Below are 20,398 nucleotides of genomic sequence, written 5' to 3'. Positions count from 1 at the left end.
CTTTAAGCACTGTTAGCTTCACATGTTTAGCTGTAATAACTCAATCTCAGTAAAAGTATGCCGACAGGATTAACTGATTAGTCAGTGAAACCTTGCTGTTCACCTTTTAAGAGCCTGTCCGCCTTGCAAATCAAGTGAGATAATTCATGTCATTTAAAGCAAGTGCCTAGCGCTATTTAAATTCAGTATAGAACTGTAACTATGATTAAAAGTTGACCTAGATCAGGCTTTAACTCACCAATTAAATTTCATAACAAATACTCATTTGAGCTTACAACTGCTCGCTAGTTATGGTCTGATCTGTGAATAATCAGTCTCGGGTGATTGTATCGACCCGAAACCTCAGGTACTCTGCTTGCTCGATTGTGCTAAAACGATGATTATGAAGATTAACTATTGTTCATCTTTACTAGTCCCAACAGATTGTATTGCAAAAATACAGACCAAGGTTAAGCCTTAATGACAGTAGCATTATATAAATGACAGCAGAGCCAAGCGCAAAAGCTGCGATAAAGAAATCAGTGACGACAGACACTAGCACGCCAGTGGTGCGTCACCGTAATGCCACCACCACCCCTGAAATGCGTCAGTTCATTCAAACGTCTGACTTTAGCGTGAGCCAATTAGCTAAAATCCTCAATATTTCAGAGGCCACCGTGAGAAAGTGGCGTAAGCGTGATTCTGTCAGCGATACCCCCACCACGCCACATCACCTCAAAACCACATTGTCGCCAATGGAAGAGTATGTGGTGATCGGTTTGCGCTACCAATTAAAAATGCCGTTGGACAGACTGCTTAAGGTAACCCAGCAGTTTATTAATAAGGATGTCTCTCGCTCAGGGCTTGCCCGCTGCTTAAAACGCTACGGGGTATCAAAGCTTGATGAATTCGAAAGCCCCTATGTGCCCGAGCGCTATTTCAACCAGTTACCTATTGTTCAAGGCACTGATGTCGCCACTTATACTTTGAACCCAGAAACCTTAGCCAAAACCTTATCCTTACCTGAAGCCACTCAAGACAATGTGGTGCAAGTGGTGTCACTGACGATTCCACCACAATTAACGGATAAAGAAAGTTACTCGATTTTACTGGGTGTTGATTTCGCAACTGACTGGGTTTATCTCGACATCTATCAAGACAGCCATACCCAAGCGACTAATCGCTATATCGCTTATGTGTTAAAGCACGGCCCGTTTCATTTAAGAAAATTACTCGTAAAAAATTACCACACTTTTTTAGCTCGCTTCCCGGGCGCTAAAACCATGCATGCTTCGGAAGCAGCACACTCTACAAATAATTCAGCTATGGATAGACTGAACAACGGAGACTCAAAATGAGCCAAGAACCGACCCCACAAGAGTTAGTTGAAGACAAACGACTCAATAAGCGTCTTAAAGATATGCCTATCGCCATTGTCGGCATGGCAAGTATCTTTGCTAATTCGCGTTACTTGAATAAGTTTTGGGACTTAATCAGTGAAAAAATTGATGCCATTACTGAAGTACCTAAGTCGCACTGGCGCCCTGAAGATTACTTCGATGCAGACAAAACAACCCCAGATAAAAGTTACTGTAAGCGCGGTGGCTTCATCCCTGACGTTGACTTTAACCCTATGGAGTTTGGCCTACCGCCAAATATCCTAGAACTCACTGACACCTCACAATTATTATCATTGGTTATCGCCAAAGAGGTGCTTGCCGATGCGGGTGTAACACCTGAATATGACACCGATAAAATCGGTATTACGCTCGGCGTGGGCGGCGGTCAAAAAATCAATGCTAGCCTAACTGCGCGCCTACAATATCCTGTACTTAAAAAGGTATTTAAAAGTAGCGGCTTAAGTGATGCTGACAGCGATATGCTGATCAAGAAATTCCAAGACCAATATGTTCACTGGGAAGAAAACTCATTCCCGGGGTCTTTAGGTAATGTTATCGCTGGTCGTATTGCTAACCGCTTTGATTTAGGTGGCATGAACTGTGTGGTTGATGCAGCATGTGCAGGCTCACTAGCCGCTATGCGTATGGCATTAACAGAGCTGGTTGAAGGCCGCAGTGAAATGATGATCACCGGTGGTGTGTGTACTGATAACTCACCTTCTATGTATATGAGTTTCTCTAAAACGCCTGCATTTACCACTAACGAAACCATTCAACCATTTGATATCGATTCAAAAGGTATGATGATCGGTGAAGGTATCGGCATGGTGGCGCTGAAGCGTCTTGAAGATGCTGAACGTGATGGCGATAGAATCTACTCTGTTATTAAAGGTGTGGGCGCGTCATCAGATGGTAAATTTAAATCAATTTATGCGCCACGCCCAGAAGGCCAAGCAAAAGCATTAAAACGAGCTTATGATGATGCCGGTTTTGAGCCTCACACTGTTGGTTTAATTGAAGCACATGGTACAGGTACTGCTGCAGGTGACGTAGCTGAATTTAACGGTCTTAAGTCCGTTTTTGGCGAGTTTAATGACACTAAACAACACATTGCTTTAGGTTCAGTTAAGTCTCAAGTGGGTCACACTAAGTCAACAGCTGGCACGGCAGGTGTTATTAAAGCAGCCCTAGCCCTGCATCATAAAGTGCTGCCACCAACCATAAACGTGTCTAAGCCTAATCCCAAACTAAATGTTGAAGATTCGCCGTTTTTCTTAAATACCGAAACCCGCCCTTGGATGCCGCGCCCTGATGGCACCCCGCGTCGTGCTGGTATTAGCTCATTTGGTTTCGGCGGTACTAACTTCCATATGGTGCTTGAAGAATACACAGCAGAACATGCTCGTGATGCGAAATACCGTCAACGCCAAGTACCTCAAAGTGTGTTAATTAGCGCCGATAATAAAGCGGCACTTCAAACTGAAGTTAGCACGTTAATCGCTGCCATCGCTAAGCTAACTGATACTGACAACACCAGTATTGCTCAAGCTGAACTTACCCGCATTGCTAAGCAATATGCCGTTAGAACATTAGATGTAAACGCGCCACGTTTAGGCTTAGTTGCTGCGAATTTAGCAGAGCTAACGGCTCAATTACAATTGGCATTAAAACAGCTTGAAAGCCAAAACAGTGATGCTTGGCAATTGCCGTCTGGCACTAGCTACCGCTCTGCAGCATTGATAACTGCTGCTAAAGCTAGCAAGTCTGCTAATAGTCCAAAAGTCGCTGCGTTATTTGCAGGTCAAGGTTCTCAATACTTAAACATGGGTATTGAAGTCGCTTGTCATTTCCCAGAAATGCGTCAGCAGCTTAACAAGGCTGATAAAGTCTTTGCTAGCTTTAACAAAACGCCGCTTTCACAAGTATTATTTCCAATCCCTGCATTTGAAAAAGCAGATAAAGAGGCTCAAGCAGCTTTACTGACGAGCACTGATAACGCCCAAAGCGCCATTGGTGTCGTCAGCATGAGTCAATACCAGTTATTCACTCAAGCAGGATTTGCTGCTGACATGTTTGCGGGTCACAGCTTTGGTGAGCTTTCTGCATTATGTGCAGCGGGTGTTATCTCTAATGATGACTACTACCAATTATCTTTTGCACGCGGCGAGTCAATGGCAGCATCTGCTGTTGATAAAGACGGTAATGCACTTGATAAAGGCACCATGTACGCCATTATCTTGCCAGCAAATGATGCTGACGCGGCCAATGCTGAAAATATCGCAAAATTAGAAAGCTGCATCAGTGATTTTGATGGCGTAAAAGTGGCTAACTACAACTCAGCGACTCAGCTTGTTATTGCAGGTCCTACTGAAAGTTGCGCAGCTGCGGCTAAAGCCATTAGCGCATTAGGCTTTAAAGCAATTGCACTGCCAGTATCTGGCGCCTTCCATACTCCGCTTGTGGGTCATGCACAAAAGCCATTTGCTAAAGCGATCGATAAAGCCAAATTTAGCGCAAGTAAAGTGGCCTTGTTCTCAAATGCTAGCGGTGAGCAACACCCAACAGATGCTAAATCAATTAAAGCGGCATTCAAGCAACATATGCTGCAATCAGTGCGCTTTACTGATCAGCTAAATAATATGTATGACGCGGGTGCACGGGTATTTGTTGAATTTGGTCCTAAGAACATTCTTCAAAAACTGGTACAAGCCACCTTGGGCGATAAAGCTGAGTCAGTTTCTGTTGTCAGCATAAACCCGAATCCTAAAGGTAATAGTGATACCCAGCTTCGCATTGCTGCTATGCAACTTTGTGTATTGGGCGCACCCTTGACTGAAATTGATCCATACCAAGCTGACATTGCAGCGCCTGCTAAACCTAAAGGCATGAACGTCAAACTGAATGCATCGAACCATATTAGCGCGCCAACCCTTGCAAAAATGGAAAAATCATTGGCGACAGGCCAAGTAACATCACAAGTGGTTGAAACCATCGTTGAGAAGATTGTTGAAAAGCCAGTTGAGAAAATCGTAGAAAAGATTGTGGAAAAAGAAGTGATAAAAACTGAATATATTGAAGTGGCCTCAGCCAATGCCAACGCACCAGCTGTTAGCAATACAGTAACCACTGCGCCTGTAGCTGGCAATGCACTAGCGCAACCTGCTGCAGGAACTGGTAGCTTAGAAGCATTTTTCAATGCCCAGCAACAAGCTGCAAACTTACATCAGCAGTTCTTGGCTATTCCTCAACAATACGGTGATACCTTTACTCACCTGATGACAGAGCAAAGCAAAATGGTTGCGGCAGGACTCGCTATTCCAGAGAGCTTACAGCGCTCAATGGAGCTATTCCACCAGCATCAAGCACAAACACTACAAAGCCATACATTGTTCCTTGAGCAGCAAGCACAATCAAGCCAGTCTGCCCTTGCTATGCTAACAGGCACTTCGCTGCCAGTTCAGCCGCAGACAGTAGCAACAACAGCAGCTCCAGCAATGACTCAGGCTGTTGCAGCAACAGCGACAGTTCAAACGCCAACTCAAGTACCTGCGCCTGTTGCAGCGCCAGTAGCAAAAGCTCCGGTAACACAATCACAGATAGCACAAGAGCCTGCAGCAAAAGTAACAGCCCCATTAGCACCAGCAAGAACCGTTACTGCAGAACCTATTTCAGCGTCAGCAGCTCCAGTGCAATTAATGCCTGCTGGTTTATCAGCAGAAACAGTCTTGAACACTATGTTAGAAGTGGTTGCTGAAAAAACTGGCTACCCCACTGAAATGCTAGAACTTGGCATGGATATGGAAGCGGATTTAGGTATCGATTCAATCAAGCGTGTTGAAATCTTAGGCACGGTACAAGATGAGCTACCTGGTTTACCAGAGCTTAGCCCAGAAGATTTAGCTGAGTGTCGTACCCTTGGCGAAATCGTAGCTTATATGAATAGTAAACTACCAGCCGCGGGCGCTATGAACTCTGCGCCACCAGCAATTTCAGTAGCTCAAGCCGCACCAGTAGCTTCAGGTTTATCTGCTGAAACCGTATTGAATACCATGCTCGAAGTGGTTGCTGAAAAAACCGGTTACCCTACTGAAATGCTAGAACTTGGCATGGATATGGAAGCGGATTTAGGTATCGATTCAATCAAGCGTGTTGAAATCTTAGGCACGGTACAAGATGAGCTACCTGGTTTACCAGAGCTTAGCCCAGAAGATTTAGCTGAGTGTCGTACCCTTGGCGAAATCGTATCTTACATGAACAGCAAACTGCCCGCCGCGGGCGCTATGAACTCTAAGTTACCCGCTGAAGGCTCTAAGCTACCAGCGGAAGGAAACGTTACAGCTGCAGCTGCGCCAGTTGCTTCTGCTGTAGTTTCAGGTTTATCGGCTGAAACAGTATTGAATACCATGCTAGCAGTGGTTGCTGAAAAAACCGGTTACCCAACTGAAATGCTAGAACTTAGCATGGATATGGAAGCGGATTTAGGTATTGATTCAATCAAACGTGTTGAGATTTTAGGCACTGTACAGGATGAGCTACCAAGCTTACCTGAACTTAACCCTGAAGATTTAGCTGAGTGTCGTACTCTTGGCGAAATCGTATCTTACATGAACTCTAAACTGCCTGCCGCTGGAGCCGTTACAGCTTCAGTTGCGCCAGTTGCTTCTAATGTCGTTTCAGGTTTATCGGCTGAAACTGTATTGAATACCATGCTAGCAGTGGTTGCCGAAAAAACCGGTTACCCAACTGAAATGCTAGAACTTAGCATGGATATGGAAGCGGATTTAGGTATTGATTCGATCAAACGTGTTGAGATTTTAGGCACAGTACAAGATGAGCTACCAGGCTTACCTGAACTTAACCCAGAAGATCTAGCTGAGTGTCGTACCCTTGGCGAAATCGTATCTTACATGAACAGCAAACTGCCAGCCGCAGGCGCTATGAGCTCTGAATCACCAGCGATTTCTGCCGCTGCTGTAGCTTCTGGTTTATCCGCTGAGACAGCCTTGAGCGCCCAACAAATTCAAAGCACTATGATGTCAGTTGTTGCTGAGAAGACTGGTTACCCAACAGAAATGCTAGAACTTAGCATGGATATGGAAGCAGACTTAGGCATCGACTCAATCAAACGTGTAGAAATTTTAGGGACTGTTCAAGATGAGCTACCAGGCTTACCTGAGCTTAACCCTGAAGATTTAGCAGAATGTCGTACCCTTGGCGAAATCGTTTCTTATATGAACTCTAAGTTACCAGTTGGTTCTGCTACTGCGTCAGCAACTGCAACTCAAGTGGCACCTGTCGCTTCAGGTCTAACAGCCGAACAAGTTCAAAGCACCATGATGTCAGTGGTTGCTGAAAAAACCGGTTACCCAACTGAAATGCTAGAACTTAGCATGGACATGGAAGCAGACCTTGGTATTGATTCAATCAAACGTGTAGAGATTCTTGGTACGGTACAAGACGAGCTACCAGGCTTGCCGGAGCTTAACCCAGAAGATTTAGCAGAGTGTCGCACTCTTGGTGAAATCGTATCTTATATGAACTCTAAACTCGCCACAGGCGCTATAAACAGCAAGCTATCAGCTGATGTAGTTTCCAACACGACAACGACAACGGTATCTGATTTAGCAACTGACTTACCTCCACATCAGGAAGTCGCGCTAAAAAAGCTACCAGCGGCGGATAAGTTAGTTGATTGTTTTTCTAAAGAAGCGTGTATCGTCATCAATGATGATGGTCATAATGCAGGCGTTCTAGCAGAAAAACTCACCGCAACAGGCCTAACCGTCGCCGTTATTCGTAGTCCAGAATCAGTCACTAGCGCACAATCACCGCTAAGCAGTGATATCAAAAGTTACAACCTAACGGCTGTAAATGATGAAGCGATTAGTGATGTCATTGCACAAATCAGTAAAGATCATAAAGTTGCTGGCTTTGTTCACCTACAACCACAACTTGCCACTGCGAACAATGTCATGCCGCTAAGTGATGCAGGTTTTGTTGCTGTTGAACAAGCTTTCTTAATGGCTAAGCACCTACAGAAAAGCTTTACCGAATTAGCAAAAACTGAACGTGTAAGCTTTATGACGGTAAGTCGTATTGATGGTGGTTTTGGTTACTTAAACACTAATGAACTCGCCACTGCAGAGTTAAATCAAGCAGCGCTTTCAGGTCTAAGTAAAACCCTTAGCCATGAATGGCCAACAGTGTTTTGTCGAGCATTAGATATCGCGCCAGGCTTTGAAGCTGTGGACCTTGCTGATGCCGTTATTGCTGAGTTATTTGATGTTAATGCTGCCAATGAAATTGTTGAGGTAGGTATTAGCAGCGAAGGTCGCCATACATTAACAGCGACCACAACTGCGAAAACGCGCTATCAAACCACGACCCTTGATAGCAATGATACTGTGTTAGTCACTGGCGGTGCTAAGGGCGTCACATTTGAATGTGCGCTTACACTTGCTAAACAGACAAAGTCTCACTTTATCCTTGCAGGTCGTAGCCAACACCTTGGGGCAAACTTGCCGACATGGGCTCAAGGCAAGCAAGCTAAAGAGTTAAAAGCAGCTGCAATTGGTTTTATTCAATCTCAAGGTAACAAGCCAACGCCAAAACAAATTGACGCGTTAGTATGGCCAATTACCAGTAGTTTAGAAATTGACCGCGCCTTAGCAGCATTCACTGAAGTGGGCGCAAGTGCTGAATATATCAGTATGGATGTCAGCTCAGATGATGCCATTAAGCAATCGCTTTCAGCTTTCAAATCAATTACCGGCATCATTCATGGCGCAGGTGTATTGGCTGATAAGCATATCCAAGACAAAACCTTAGCTGAATTAGGTCGTGTATACGGCACTAAAGTCACCGGCTTTGCAGGTATCATTAATGCCATTGATGCCAGTAAATTAAAGCTGGTTGCTATGTTTTCATCTGCTGCTGGTTTCTACGGCAACACCGGACAAAGTGACTATTCAATGTCCAATGAGATCCTCAATAAAACCGCATTACAACTTGCCAATAACTATCCGCAAGCCAAAGTAATGAGCTTTAACTGGGGCCCTTGGGATGGCGGAATGGTTAGCTCAGCATTGAAGAAGATGTTTGTTGAACGTGGCGTTTATGTTATTCCGTTAGATAAAGGCGCAAACTTATTTGCCCACAGTCTGTTATCTGAAACTGGTGTTCAAATGCTGATTGGTTCGAGCATGCAAGGTTCAGATTCTTCAGCACAAGCAACTGGTTCAGCTGTAAAAAAGCTTAATGCGGACTCTGCGCTAAATGCTGAGAGTTCGCTGACATTATCTTTTTTAAATACTGTATCTAACAGTGCAACTGCAGCAGATAAGCCTCGCAGCTTATCTGTTGTAAGAGTACTTAATCCGGTTGCAATGCCCTTCATTGAAGATCATTGCATCGCGGGTAATCCAGTACTGCCGACAGTGTGCGCCATACAATGGATGCGTGAATCAGCGCAAAAGCTATGTGGTTTACCTGTAAGCACCAAAGATTATAAGTTACTTAAAGGCATTATTTTTGAGTCGGCCCAGCCACAAGAGTTAACTCTGCAGTTAACTGAAACCGCTGAAGGCTTAAAAGCATTGATTTCTAGCCGGGTACTTGACGGTAACAGTGATGCTAACGCGTTATTAAGACCGCAATACCAAGCGAACTTAATCGTCAACAGTGCATTACTTAATGAAGTTGCCACTACAGCAACCGATAAAATGGCTCAGTTAGCGTCAATCATTGATAAGGTTAAAAACAACAAGGCCATTAGTACTGACAGTGAACTTTATTCAAACGGCAGCTTATTTCATGGCCCACGTTTACAAGGGATCAAGCAAGTATTGGTTGCAAATGATAGCCAGCTTATTTGTAAAGTGACCTTACCAGAAATTGAACAAACTGATTGTTTAGGTTTTGAAGCGCAACTTGAAATCGGTGGTAGTCAGGCATTTGCAGAAGATCTACTGCTACAAGCAATGCTAGTGTGGGCGCGAATAAAGCATGACGCAGCAAGTTTGCCATCAACCATTGGTGAGCTAACCACTTATGCGCCATTTGCATCAAATGACCAAGGTTATTTAGTGCTTAATGTCGTAAAAAGTACTAGTCGCTCTTTGACTGCTGACATTGCGCTTTACCATGAAGATGGTCGCTTAAGTTGCACCATGACAGCGGCAAAAACAACCATTAGCAAAAGCTTGAATGAGGCTTTTTTAGCCCCGGCTAAAGCACTTGCTGATTTGCAGGAGTCGGTGTGAGCAATCAATCAACTTCTGTGATGTCAAAGCCTGAGCCAACAAAAGTTGCATCAGTAAAAAGCATGCGCATCGCCTTAAAACTGATTGCCAATGATGCTGCATCATTGGCGCAAGCTGCTAATGGAGCTAATGGTTCCTTGCATGCAAATAACAATGCATTTGCTGCTATCAAACCTTGTTCATTGGCTGAAACATTAGGCGCGACAGCCATCCCGCTTGAAATTGATGTGTCGTCATTAGATGGCACATCAACTACCGCCACAAACTTAAACATGAGTTTTCGCGACTATTTAGCTCAAGCGATTGAACGTATTGAGCAACAACAAACGGTATTGCTAAGCCATCCAGCTTTGCCATACCGCTTGTTAATGATGCCAGCCATTGTTGCAGCAAAACATCGGTGTCATCCCCATGCCTATTTAACCGGTATGGGCGAAGGCCACGAGTTATCAGATGCCGTGCAACAAGCACTCACTCAAGCCAAACGGGCTCATGTTAGTCCAACTCAAATCGATGCGACTCATTGCACTAGCTATAAAGATAAATTTTTTGAACTGATTCAGTTGATTGGCCACCTTGCGACTCGTAGCTTGCCAACAACGAATGACAGTGAGAATAACAGTACGAATAAACAGTATTGGTTTAGTGAAATGCACCAAAGCCGCGTCGCCAGTTTCAATTTTATTGAAGCCGAAATGCAACACGCAGTGGTATTAGTTCAGGGAACTGAACTTGGTGAGGCAAGCTCATTACTTGATAACACCAGATTGTTTTTCCCTGTATCTGCCAACACTGTCTCAGGTATACAGCAGCAGCTAACCCAGTTACAAAGCCAGTTACAAAGCCAGTTAAACGCTATTTCTAGTTCTAGCGCCAGTGCAGCAATCAATGTTAACCACAGCACGCTGTTAGCACTGATGTTGAACAATCTGAACCAGTTTGATCACCAAGCAGGTAAAGCTGCGGTGATCATGGCCAATTCAATTGAAACTGCATGCAGCGAGATTGAAGCCATGTTGGCGATGCTAAGTACTTCAGATACATTAGCAAGCTCGCCATCGGAAGTTGAATACAAGACCCCATCAGGTAGCTGTTTGATACTCACGGCCAATGAGCCATTGGGCACGAATGGTCTTTGTTTCGTCTACCCGGGTGTCGGCACTGTATACCCACAGATGTTCAGTCAACTGCCACGCTTCTTCCCTGACTTATATGCTCAGTTAGAACGTGATGGTGATGTAAAAGCCATGCTGCAAGCAGATAGCATTTATGCTGATAACGCTAAAGTCACTGATATGAGTTTGGGTGAACTGGCGATTGCAGGTGTGGGTGCAAGTTATATCTTAACCAAAGTGCTTAGCGAATATTTTAATGTAAAACCTAACTTTGCCATGGGTTACTCCATGGGCGAAGCGGCGATGTGGGCAAGTCTTGGTATTTGGAAGCAACCCCACAGTATGATTGAGGCGACGCAAACCAGTACTATTTTTACTACAGATATTTCAGGTCGTTTAGATTGCGTGCGCCAGGCATGGCAGTTGAATCAAAGCGACGATATCGTGTGGAATAGTTTTGTGGTTAGAGCAACCCCAGCCGATATTGAAGCGGTTTTAACCCAATATCCTCGTTGTTATCTCGCTATCATTCAAGGTGATACTTGCGTGCTGGCAGGATGTGAAGCCAGTTGTAAAGCGCTGCTAAAACAAATCGGCAAACGCGGCATTGCAGCAAATCGCGTGACCGCAATGCATACTGCGCCAGCCATGCTAATTCATCGCGAAGTGGCTCAATTCTATCAACAAGCGCTTCACCACAATGAGCAGCTTGAACAAACTGCACAGATAAAATTTATCAGCGCAGCAAGTTCACAACCGATTAATGTCAGCAGCCTTGATATTGCAACCTCAATCGCTGACACCTTTTGTCAGCCGCTTAACTTTACTGAGTTGGTTAACAACGCACGTAAATTAGGCGCGAAACTTTTTGTTGAAATCGGTGCAGATCGCCAAACAACCACCTTGATTGATAAAATTGCTCGCACAAGTCCTACAGTTTCAGAGCCTTGCCAAGCCATTGCCGTCAATGCCAAAGGTGGAGACGATCAAACTGCGCTGCTTAAATGTATTGCCCAGCTTATCAGCCACAAAGCACCTGTTTCGCTGACCTGCCTTACACAAGGGTTAGCGAATTTGTTGGCTAGCACACTTAAGTTTGAAGTGAACAATCTTCAAGCGGATGCTACTTTAGCCCCACAATTAGAAGGAGAACAATCTTGAGTTCTCAATCGAATATGAAAAATATTGCCTCTAGCGATGCTAATAAAAATAACGCTGGCAGCGTCCCTAAAATCGCAGTCGTCGGCTTAGCCACCCAATACCCTGACGCAGACACGCCGGTTAAATTTTGGCAAAACCTGCTGGATAAAAAAGATTCTCGTAGCACCATTAGCAGTCAAAAACTGAATGCTAATCCGGCCGATTATCAAGGTGTACAAGGTGAGTCAGACCGTTTTTATTGTGACAAAGGCGGCTACATTCAAAACTTCAGTTTCAATGCTGAAGGATACCGCATTCCAGCGCAGCAATTTAGCGGCTTAGACGACAGCTTTTTATGGGCTACCGATACTGCCCGTAAAGCACTGGTTGATGCCGGCGTAGATATTAATAATGCTGAGCACAATCTAACGCTTAATCGCACCGGTATTGTCATGGGAACCTTGTCGTTCCCAACCGCAAAATCAAATGAATTATTTGTACCGCTATATCACAGCGCAGTTGAAAAAGCCTTGCAGCATAAATTGCAGCAACCCAACTTCAATTTACAATCATTTGATAGTGAAGGCTTTAATCAACAACCAATCCCAGCATCACTGTCAAATGGTGCCATTGCCCATAACGCGTCCAAACTGGTTGCTGATGCACTGGGTTTAGGCGCGGCGCAATTAAGCCTTGATGCAGCCTGTGCTAGTTCAGTTTACTCGTTAAAACTTGCCTGTGATTACTTACATACTGGTAAAGCTGACATGATGTTAGCGGGCGCTGTATCAGGTGCCGACCCATTCTTTATTAATATGGGTTTTTCCATATTCCACGCTTACCCAGATCATGGTATTTCAGCGCCTTTTGACAGTAATTCAAAAGGTCTGTTTGCTGGTGAAGGTGCTGGCGTATTAGTACTAAAACGCCTTGAAGATGCAGAGCGTGATGGTGACCATATATACGCATTAGTGAGCGGTATTGGATTATCTAATGACGGTAAAGGTCAATTTGTACTAAGCCCAAATAGCGACGGCCAGGTAAAAGCCTTTGAACGTGCTTATGCTGATGCAGCGATGCATGATGAAAGCTTTGGCCCTGCCAATATTGAAGTGATTGAGTGCCATGCAACAGGAACCCCACTAGGTGATAAAGTTGAACTGACCTCAATGGAGCGCTTCTTTGAAGATAAGCTTAATGGCACTAATACGCCGTTAATTGGTTCGGCTAAATCAAATCTAGGTCACTTATTAACGGCTGCCGGTATGCCAGGGATCATGAAAATGATTTTTGCCATGCGCCAAGGCGTGTTACCACCGAGTATCAATGTCAGCGCCCCCATCAATTCACCAAACAGTACTTTTGGTAACACTAACTTGCCAAGTGATGTACTGCCTTGGCCTGATAAGGCAGGGAATAATGCTCGCCATGCGGGAGTCTCGGTATTTGGATTTGGTGGTTGTAACGCGCATTTATTAATTGAGTCTTATCAAGGTAAAGCTCAAACGATTGATTCGAAGACTAATGCTTCTACGACTCAAGCTTCTACAATCAATGCCCAAGCGCCAATGCACATTACCGGTATGGCGGCTCATTTCGGGCCACTATCAAGTATTAATGCCTTTGCTAAAGCGATTGATGCTAAACAATCGGCATTTACAGCCCTGCCTGAACAACGTTGGAAAGGCTTAGATAAACACCCAGAATTATTATCACAGTTTGGTATTAACCTTGAAGGTGAAGCGGCGCCAAAAGGTGCGTACATCAATCAGTTTGATTTTGACTTCTTGCGCTTCAAAGTGCCGCCAAATGAAGATGACCGCTTAATCTCGCAACAATTGCTATTAATGAAAGTCGCAGATGAAGCCATTCATGACGCAAAGCTTGAATCTGGCAGTAAGGTTGCTGTGCTAGTCGCAATGGAAACAGAGCTTGAATTACATCAATTCCGTGGCCGTGTTAACTTGCATACGCAAATAGCAGCCAGCCTAAAAGCTCATGGCGTTAACTTGTCAGAGTCTGAATACCAAGCCCTTGAAACCATTGCGATGGATAGCGTGTTAGATGCGGCGAAGTTAAATCAATATACCAGTTTCATTGGTAATATTATGGCATCGCGCATCTCATCACTTTGGGACTTCAATGGCCCTGCTTTCACGATTTCTGCCGGTGAGCAATCGGTTAACCGCTGTATTGATGTGGCGCAAAATCTACTGGCTATGGAATCTCGCCAAGAGCCTTTGGATGCAGTGATTATTGCTGCAGTAGACTTATCAGGTAGCATTGAGAATATCGTCCTAAAGACAGCCTCGCTTGCTCAAGCTAGTGCCAGTAAGCAGAACTTATCAATTGGTGAAGGTGCTGGCGCAATCGTATTACAAGCCGCTACAGCAAATGCTTCCAATATAGATTTGATCCATCAAGCCCTAGGCGCGCTTTCTGATCAAGATATGACAGATTCAGATATAAATGCATCTGGCTTTGCTGGCAGTTACGGCACCATTGAAAGCCTTGAATTTGGTTATAGTGAACAAATCGACTCAATCGCTGATACCTTGCTGACTCAAACAGGGTTAACTAGTACGGATATTAAATTAGTAGAATTAAACCAAGCACCTGCTTGTTTAAACACGTCAAGCATCAAGGCTTCGCAAGCCTTATCGCAGTTGTTTAGCCAGTCCCTAAGCACTACTGCTCAATCTTGTATTGGCCATACCTTTGCTGCATCTGGAATCGCCAGTTTATTACATGGTTTGTTAGCACTGCCTAAGTCTTTTGCTCTCAATAACGCAGCAGAGCCTCAACATGCAATCATAGCCACATTGAGTGAAAACCAATGTTCACAGCTATTGCTGAGTCAAACTTCACAGCAACAAGGTGCGAGTCAGCAGCGTTTAGACATCGATATCCAGCAGCAAACAGCCAAGAAGCTCAGCTTAGTTAAGCAAGTTAGCCTTGGTGGCCGCGATATTTACCAACATATTGTCGATGCGCCACTCGCTGAGATTAATAGCATCCGAGCTAAAACAGCCCAAATAAAACCCTTAGCGTCTGCTGCTGTCACAGCAATGACGAGCCGAGGACATTTTGAAGCACCTCAAATGAGTGAGCAGCAAAATACTTCAACGACTAAACAAGCGATGGTGAATTCACCATCAACAATAATAGAGTCCCCTATGCCGTTTTCAGATCGTTCTACCCAGTTCAGCCCTGCTAAACAGGAACCTGCATCTTCAGTGCAAACACCTTCGCTTGCACAAGCTCAAGCACAAGTTCCGCCAGCACATCTAACGGCTTTTGAACAAAACCAGTGGTTAGCACATCAAGCGCAACTGGCATTCTTAAAAAGCCGTAATGAAGGTTTGAAAGTTGCTGATGCACTGATGAAGCAGCAACTTGCGCAGGCCAATGGTCAGTCGTACGCTTTACCAGTACAAAGCGCCCCGACTCAAGCAGTAAACGTGCTAGCTCAGCCAGTTGCAGTCGCAGTCGCGCCGACACTGCGCCCAAATCATGCCAGTGTGCCACCTTATATCGCGCCTATCCCTGCGGATAAGCCATGTATCTGGAATTATGCTGATTTAGTTGAATACGCTGAAGGCGACATCGCCAAGGTATTTGGTCCTGATTACGCTGTTATTGATAACTACTCACGCCGCGTACGCCTGCCTACCACTGATTACTTATTGGTCTCGCGCGTCACTAAATTAGATGCCACCATGAACCAATATAAGCCATGTTCAATGACCACTGAATATGACATCCCAGTTGATGCGCCCTATTTAGTTGATGGCCAAATACCTTGGGCTGTCGCGGTTGAATCTGGTCAATGTGACTTAATGCTGATCAGTTACTTGGGCATTGATTTTGAAAACAAAGGTGAGCGCGTTTATCGTTTACTTGATTGTACGCTGACCTTTTTAGACGACTTACCACGCGGTGGCGACACGCTTCGTTATGACATTAAGATTAATAATTTCGCTAAAAATGGCGACACCTTATTATTCTTCTTCTCTTACGAGTGTTTTGTTGGCGATAAGATGATCCTGAAAATGGACGGTGGCTGTGCTGGATTCTTTACTGACCAAGAACTTGATGATGGTAAAGGCGTAATTCGCACCGAAGATGAAATTAAACTGCGTGAAGATGCGTTTAACAACCCGAATAAGCCACGTTTTGAGCCATTATTGCATTGCGCTCAAACCCAGTTTGATTATGGTCAAATCCATAACTTACTGCACGCCGATATCGGCGCTTGTTTTGCGGGTGAGCATCAAAACCATCAACTGGCTTCAGGTAAGCAAGATTCATTATGCTTCGCCTCTGAAAAATTCTTAATGATTGAGCAAGTTGTCAATCTAGATGTTCATGGCGGCGCATGGGGCTTAGGCTTCATTGAAGGTCATAAAACACTGGCACCTGATCACTGGTATTTCCCGTGTCACTTTAAGGGCGACCAAGTCATGGCTGGCTCACTAATGGCTGAAGGTTGTGGTCAATTACTGCAGTTCTTCATGCTGCATATTGGTATGCACACCTTAGTTGAAAATGGTCGTTTCCAGCCACTTGAAAATGCCTCGCAAAAAGTGCGTTGTCGTGGTCAAGTTCTGCCACAACACGGTGAACTGACTTACCGCATGGAAGTGACTGAGATTGGTATTCACCCTCGCCCATATGCCAAAGCCAATATTGATATTTTGCTTAACGGTAAAGCTGTGGTTGATTTCCAAAATCTGGGTGTGATGCTTAAAGAAGAGAGCGAGTGCGCGCGATATATTAACGATACTGTTATTAACGACACTGCGACTGTTTCGAGTACTGAGACGAATCAAGCCAACGGCCAAGCATCAAAAAATGCACCGTTAATGTCACAAATACCTGACCTATCTGCAGCAACCAATAAAGGCGTTATTCCGCTGCAACATGTTGAAGCGCCGCTTATTCCTGATTACCCAAACCGCAGCCCTGATACGCTACCATTTACGCCATACCACATGTTCGAATTTGCAACCGGCAACATTGAAAACTGTTTTGGCCCAGACTTCAGCATTTACCGCGGCTTTATTCCACCGCGTACTCCCTGTGGTGATTTGCAGCTCACTACGCGAGTGGTCGATATTCAAGGTAAACGTGGCGAACTTAAAAAGCCGTCATCGTGTATCGCTGAATACGAAGTGCCTGCAGACGCTTGGTACTTTACAAAAAACAGCCACGCTTCAGTGATGCCTTACTCGGTATTAATGGAAATTTCTCTGCAACCTAACGGCTTTATCTCAGGCTATATGGGCACCACACTAGGTTTCCCGGGCCAAGAGTTATTCTTCCGTAACCTAGATGGTAGCGGTGAGCTATTACGTGATGTTGATTTACGCGGTAAAACTATCGTCAATGACTCAAAGTTATTATCCACCGTGATTGCAGGTAGTAACATCATTCAAAGCTTTACCTTTGAATTAAGTGTTGATGGCGAGCCATTTTATAAAGGCAGCGCAGTATTTGGTTACTTTAAAGGCGACGCCCTTAAAAACCAATTAGGGATTGATAACGGCCGTATTACTCATCCTTGGCATATTGATAATAATGTCGCCGCTGATATTACTGTCGATTTACTCGATAAGCTGTCGCGGGTATTCCACGCCCCTGCTAACCAGCCACATTATCGCTTAGCTGGCGGTCAGCTTAACTTTATCGACAAAGCTGAAATCGTTGATAAAGGCGGTAAAAATGGTCTAGGTTACCTATCGGGTTCACGCACCATTGACCCAAGCGATTGGTTCTTCCAGTTCCATTTTCATCAAGATCCGGTTATGCCTGGCTCATTAGGCGTTGAAGCTATTATCGAGTTAATGCAAACTTACGCCATCAGTAAAGACTTAGGTAAAGGCTTTACCAATCCGAAGTTTGGCCAGATTTTATCTGACATAAAGTGGAAGTATCGCGGTCAAATTAACCCGCTGAACAAGCAAATGTCATTAGACGTGCATATCAGCGCCGTGAAAGATGAAAACGGCAAGCGCATCATTATTGGTGACGCAAACTTAAGCAAAGATGGCTTAAGAATTTACGAAGTAAAAGATATCGCAATCTGTATCGAAGAGGCATAAGGATTAATAATGACAATTAGCACTCAAAACGAAAAGCTATCTCCATGGCCTTGGCAAGTTGCCCCAAGTGATGCCAGCTTTGACCCTGCCGCTATCGGTAATAAATTAAAAGAGCTTTCCCAAGCTTGTTACTTGGTGAGCCATCCTGAAAAAGGCTTAGGGGTTTCTCAAAAAGCCCAAGTGGTCACAGAAAGCATTAGCAGCGGCCAAGACTTACCTGTCAGCGCTTTTGCACCCGCACTTGGCACCCAGAGCTTAGGCGATAGTAACTTCCGCCGTGTACACGGGGTTAAATACGCATACTATGCTGGCGCAATGGCTAATGGTATATCATCTGAAGAATTAGTTATCGCCCTCGGTCAAGCGGGCATCTTATGTTCGTTTGGCGCTGCGGGCTTAATTCCTTCACGGGTAGAGCAAGCCATTAACCGCATTCAAGCGGCGCTGCCAAACGGCCCATACATGTTTAACTTAATTCACAGCCCAAGCGAGCCAGCCCTTGAGCGTGGTAGCGTTGAGTTATTTTTAAAACATAAAGTACGCACCGTTGAAGCATCGGCTTTCTTAGGCTTAACACCGCAAATTGTTTACTACCGCACGGCAGGTTTAAGCCGTGATGCTAGCGGCAATGTGGTTGTTGCTAACAAAGTTATCGCCAAAGTGAGCCGCACCGAAGTCGCGATTAAGTTCATGCAACCTGCGCCAGTTAAAATACTGCAAAAATTGGTTGATGAAGGCTTAATCACCCCCGAGCAAATGGAGCTAGCACAGCTTGTTCCTATGGCTGATGATATTACTGCAGAAGCTGACTCTGGCGGTCATACCGATAACCGACCTTTAGTGACGTTACTGCCGACTATCTTGGCCTTAAAAGACAAGGTACAAGCTGAATACAACTACAACCCGCCTATTCGTGTCGGTTGTGGTGGCGGCGTGGGTACCCCTGATGCCGCGCTGGCGACCTTCAATATGGGCGCAGCTTATATTGTTACCGGCTCTATCAACCAAGCGTGTGTTGAAGCAGGCGCCAGTGAACATACTCGTAAACTGCTTGCCACCACTGAAATGGCTGACGTGACCATGGCACCAGCTGCGGACATGTTCGAAATGGGCGTGAAACTGCAAGTGGTTAAACGCGGCACGTTATTCCCGATGCGCGCGAACAAGCTTTATGAGATTTATAGCCGTTATGAGTCAATTGAAGCGATTCCAGCAGAGGAGCGTGAAAAACTTGAAAAACAAGTATTCCGTGCAAGCCTTGATGAGATTTGGGCAGGAACTGTGGCGCATTTTAACGAACGCGATCCTAAGCAAATCGAACGCGCACAAGGTAATCCAAAACGTAAAATGGCGCTTATTTTCCGTTGGTACCTTGGCCTTTCAAGTCGCTGGTCGAATTCAGGTGAAGTTGGCCGTGAAATGGATTACCAAATTTGGGCAGGTCCAGCACTTGGCGCGTTCAATGAATGGGCAAAAGGTAGCTATTTAGATGATTATACCCAGCGAAATGCGGTAGACTTAGCAAAACACTTGATGCACGGCGCAGCTTATCAAGCACGTATTAATCTACTGACCGCCCAAGGCGTAGCAATACCAGTAGCATTACAACGTTGGAGCCCGCTTGATCAGGTCAAGTGATTAAGTGCTGTAATCAAGCTAAGACAATTTTCATATAGGTAGCGGTAATGAGCGAAACACAAAAACTGGATTTTTCAGCGGTAAATGGCACCACACAAGAGTCATTTAACCAACAAAAGAACTTGATAAAGCGCATGCTGAAAGGCAACAGCGCAGAATGCAGTGAATGTAAAAAACCGCTCACGCTGCAATTACCGCCTAATACTAAAAAGGCGAAGCCGACAGACAAAGCACCAGGAATATATTGTGCCAAAGGTTGTACTGATATAGAACTGGATATGGAAGCAGTGGCGCTGTTGAAATAACCTTTAGTTATTTCGGGTTTAAAGCTAAAAAGAAAAGGCATCGAAAGATGCCTTTTTTGTTGGTTTTTTTAGGTTTTAACATCTGGCTGGAGTTGGGGATTGCATTTAAGCCCCAATTACCTGCCGTAGGGGCAGTATAAGATACAAATATCACGATCACATGGATGTGAAAGGTCAACCTTTCGTGTAAGCACAGCTGTGACATTTGTGTATTCATATCCATCAAATGACGAATCTAAGGCTGTAGTCCATTCGCTTATAATAATTAACTTTATTAAAAGCCATGATTTGAAGTAACTGATAATTGTCAAAAACGCACAATTATCCTTGTTGTTTAAATTAATGTTTTAAAAATTCAATGTGATTTAAGTACAGTATTCAACACTATTTTATGTTGCTGTGGGTGTACTTTATTAATAAAAAAAATAGATTCGCAAGCGTGACAACATAGCTTAT

6 protein-coding genes are annotated in these 20,398 nt (G+C 44.6%); all 6 read left to right on the top strand.

Features of this window, described 5'->3' with window-relative positions:
• The first annotated feature begins 479 nt into the window (after positions 1–479).
• The 6 genes from Q4533_RS01435 to Q4533_RS01410 are packed head-to-tail and all read left to right on the top strand — an operon-like array spanning position 480 to position 19,942.
• On the top strand, positions 480–1,337 hold the full coding sequence (locus tag Q4533_RS01435) for a transcriptional regulator (RefSeq protein ID WP_241901113.1): 858 nt from the start codon (positions 480–482) through the stop codon (positions 1,335–1,337).
• Complete coding sequence (locus tag Q4533_RS01430; RefSeq protein ID WP_303501534.1) at positions 1,334–9,640, top strand: type I polyketide synthase; 8,307 nt, start codon at positions 1,334–1,336, stop codon at positions 9,638–9,640. Before Q4533_RS01435 ends, Q4533_RS01430 begins: the two co-directional genes overlap by 4 nt.
• Positions 9,637–11,916 carry a PfaB family protein gene (locus Q4533_RS01425; RefSeq protein WP_303501532.1) on the top strand — a complete coding sequence of 760 codons (2,280 nt, stop codon included), beginning with the start codon at positions 9,637–9,639 and terminating at the stop codon, positions 11,914–11,916. The genes Q4533_RS01430 and Q4533_RS01425 overlap by 4 nt, the downstream gene beginning before the upstream one ends.
• Positions 11,917–11,930: 14 nt before the next feature.
• Complete coding sequence (locus Q4533_RS01420) at positions 11,931–17,999, top strand: beta-ketoacyl synthase N-terminal-like domain-containing protein (RefSeq protein ID WP_303501693.1); 6,069 nt, start codon at positions 11,931–11,933, stop codon at positions 17,997–17,999.
• A gap of 9 nt (positions 18,000–18,008) precedes the next feature.
• Positions 18,009–19,637 (top strand): eicosapentaenoate synthase subunit PfaD, encoded by a 1,629-nt coding sequence (gene pfaD / locus Q4533_RS01415; RefSeq protein ID WP_303501530.1) that lies wholly within the window; start codon positions 18,009–18,011, stop codon positions 19,635–19,637.
• 47 nt (positions 19,638–19,684) lie between these two features.
• Positions 19,685–19,942, top strand: a complete 258-nt coding sequence (locus Q4533_RS01410) for a hypothetical protein (protein WP_076537243.1) — start codon at positions 19,685–19,687, stop codon at positions 19,940–19,942.
• Positions 19,943–20,398 lie beyond the last annotated feature (456 nt).

The organism is Shewanella sp. 6_MG-2023, from assembly GCF_030547195.1.
GTDB lineage: Bacteria > Pseudomonadota > Gammaproteobacteria > Enterobacterales > Shewanellaceae > Shewanella.
This window is presented reverse-complemented; position numbering and strand designations above follow the sequence as displayed.

Bases quoted from the DNA above. Each gene is read 5' to 3' on its own strand.
- Q4533_RS01420 (WP_303501693.1), top strand. From the start codon at position 11,931: ATGAAAAATATTGCCTCTAGCGATGCTAATAAAAATAACGCTGGCAGC.
- Q4533_RS01410 (WP_076537243.1), top strand. From the start codon at position 19,685: ATGAGCGAAACACAAAAACTGGATTTTTCAGCGGTAAATGGCACCACA.
- Q4533_RS01430 (WP_303501534.1), top strand. From the start codon at position 1,334: ATGAGCCAAGAACCGACCCCACAAGAGTTAGTTGAAGACAAACGACTC.
- pfaD (WP_303501530.1), top strand. From the start codon at position 18,009: ATGACAATTAGCACTCAAAACGAAAAGCTATCTCCATGGCCTTGGCAA.
- Q4533_RS01435 (WP_241901113.1), top strand. From the start codon at position 480: ATGACAGCAGAGCCAAGCGCAAAAGCTGCGATAAAGAAATCAGTGACG.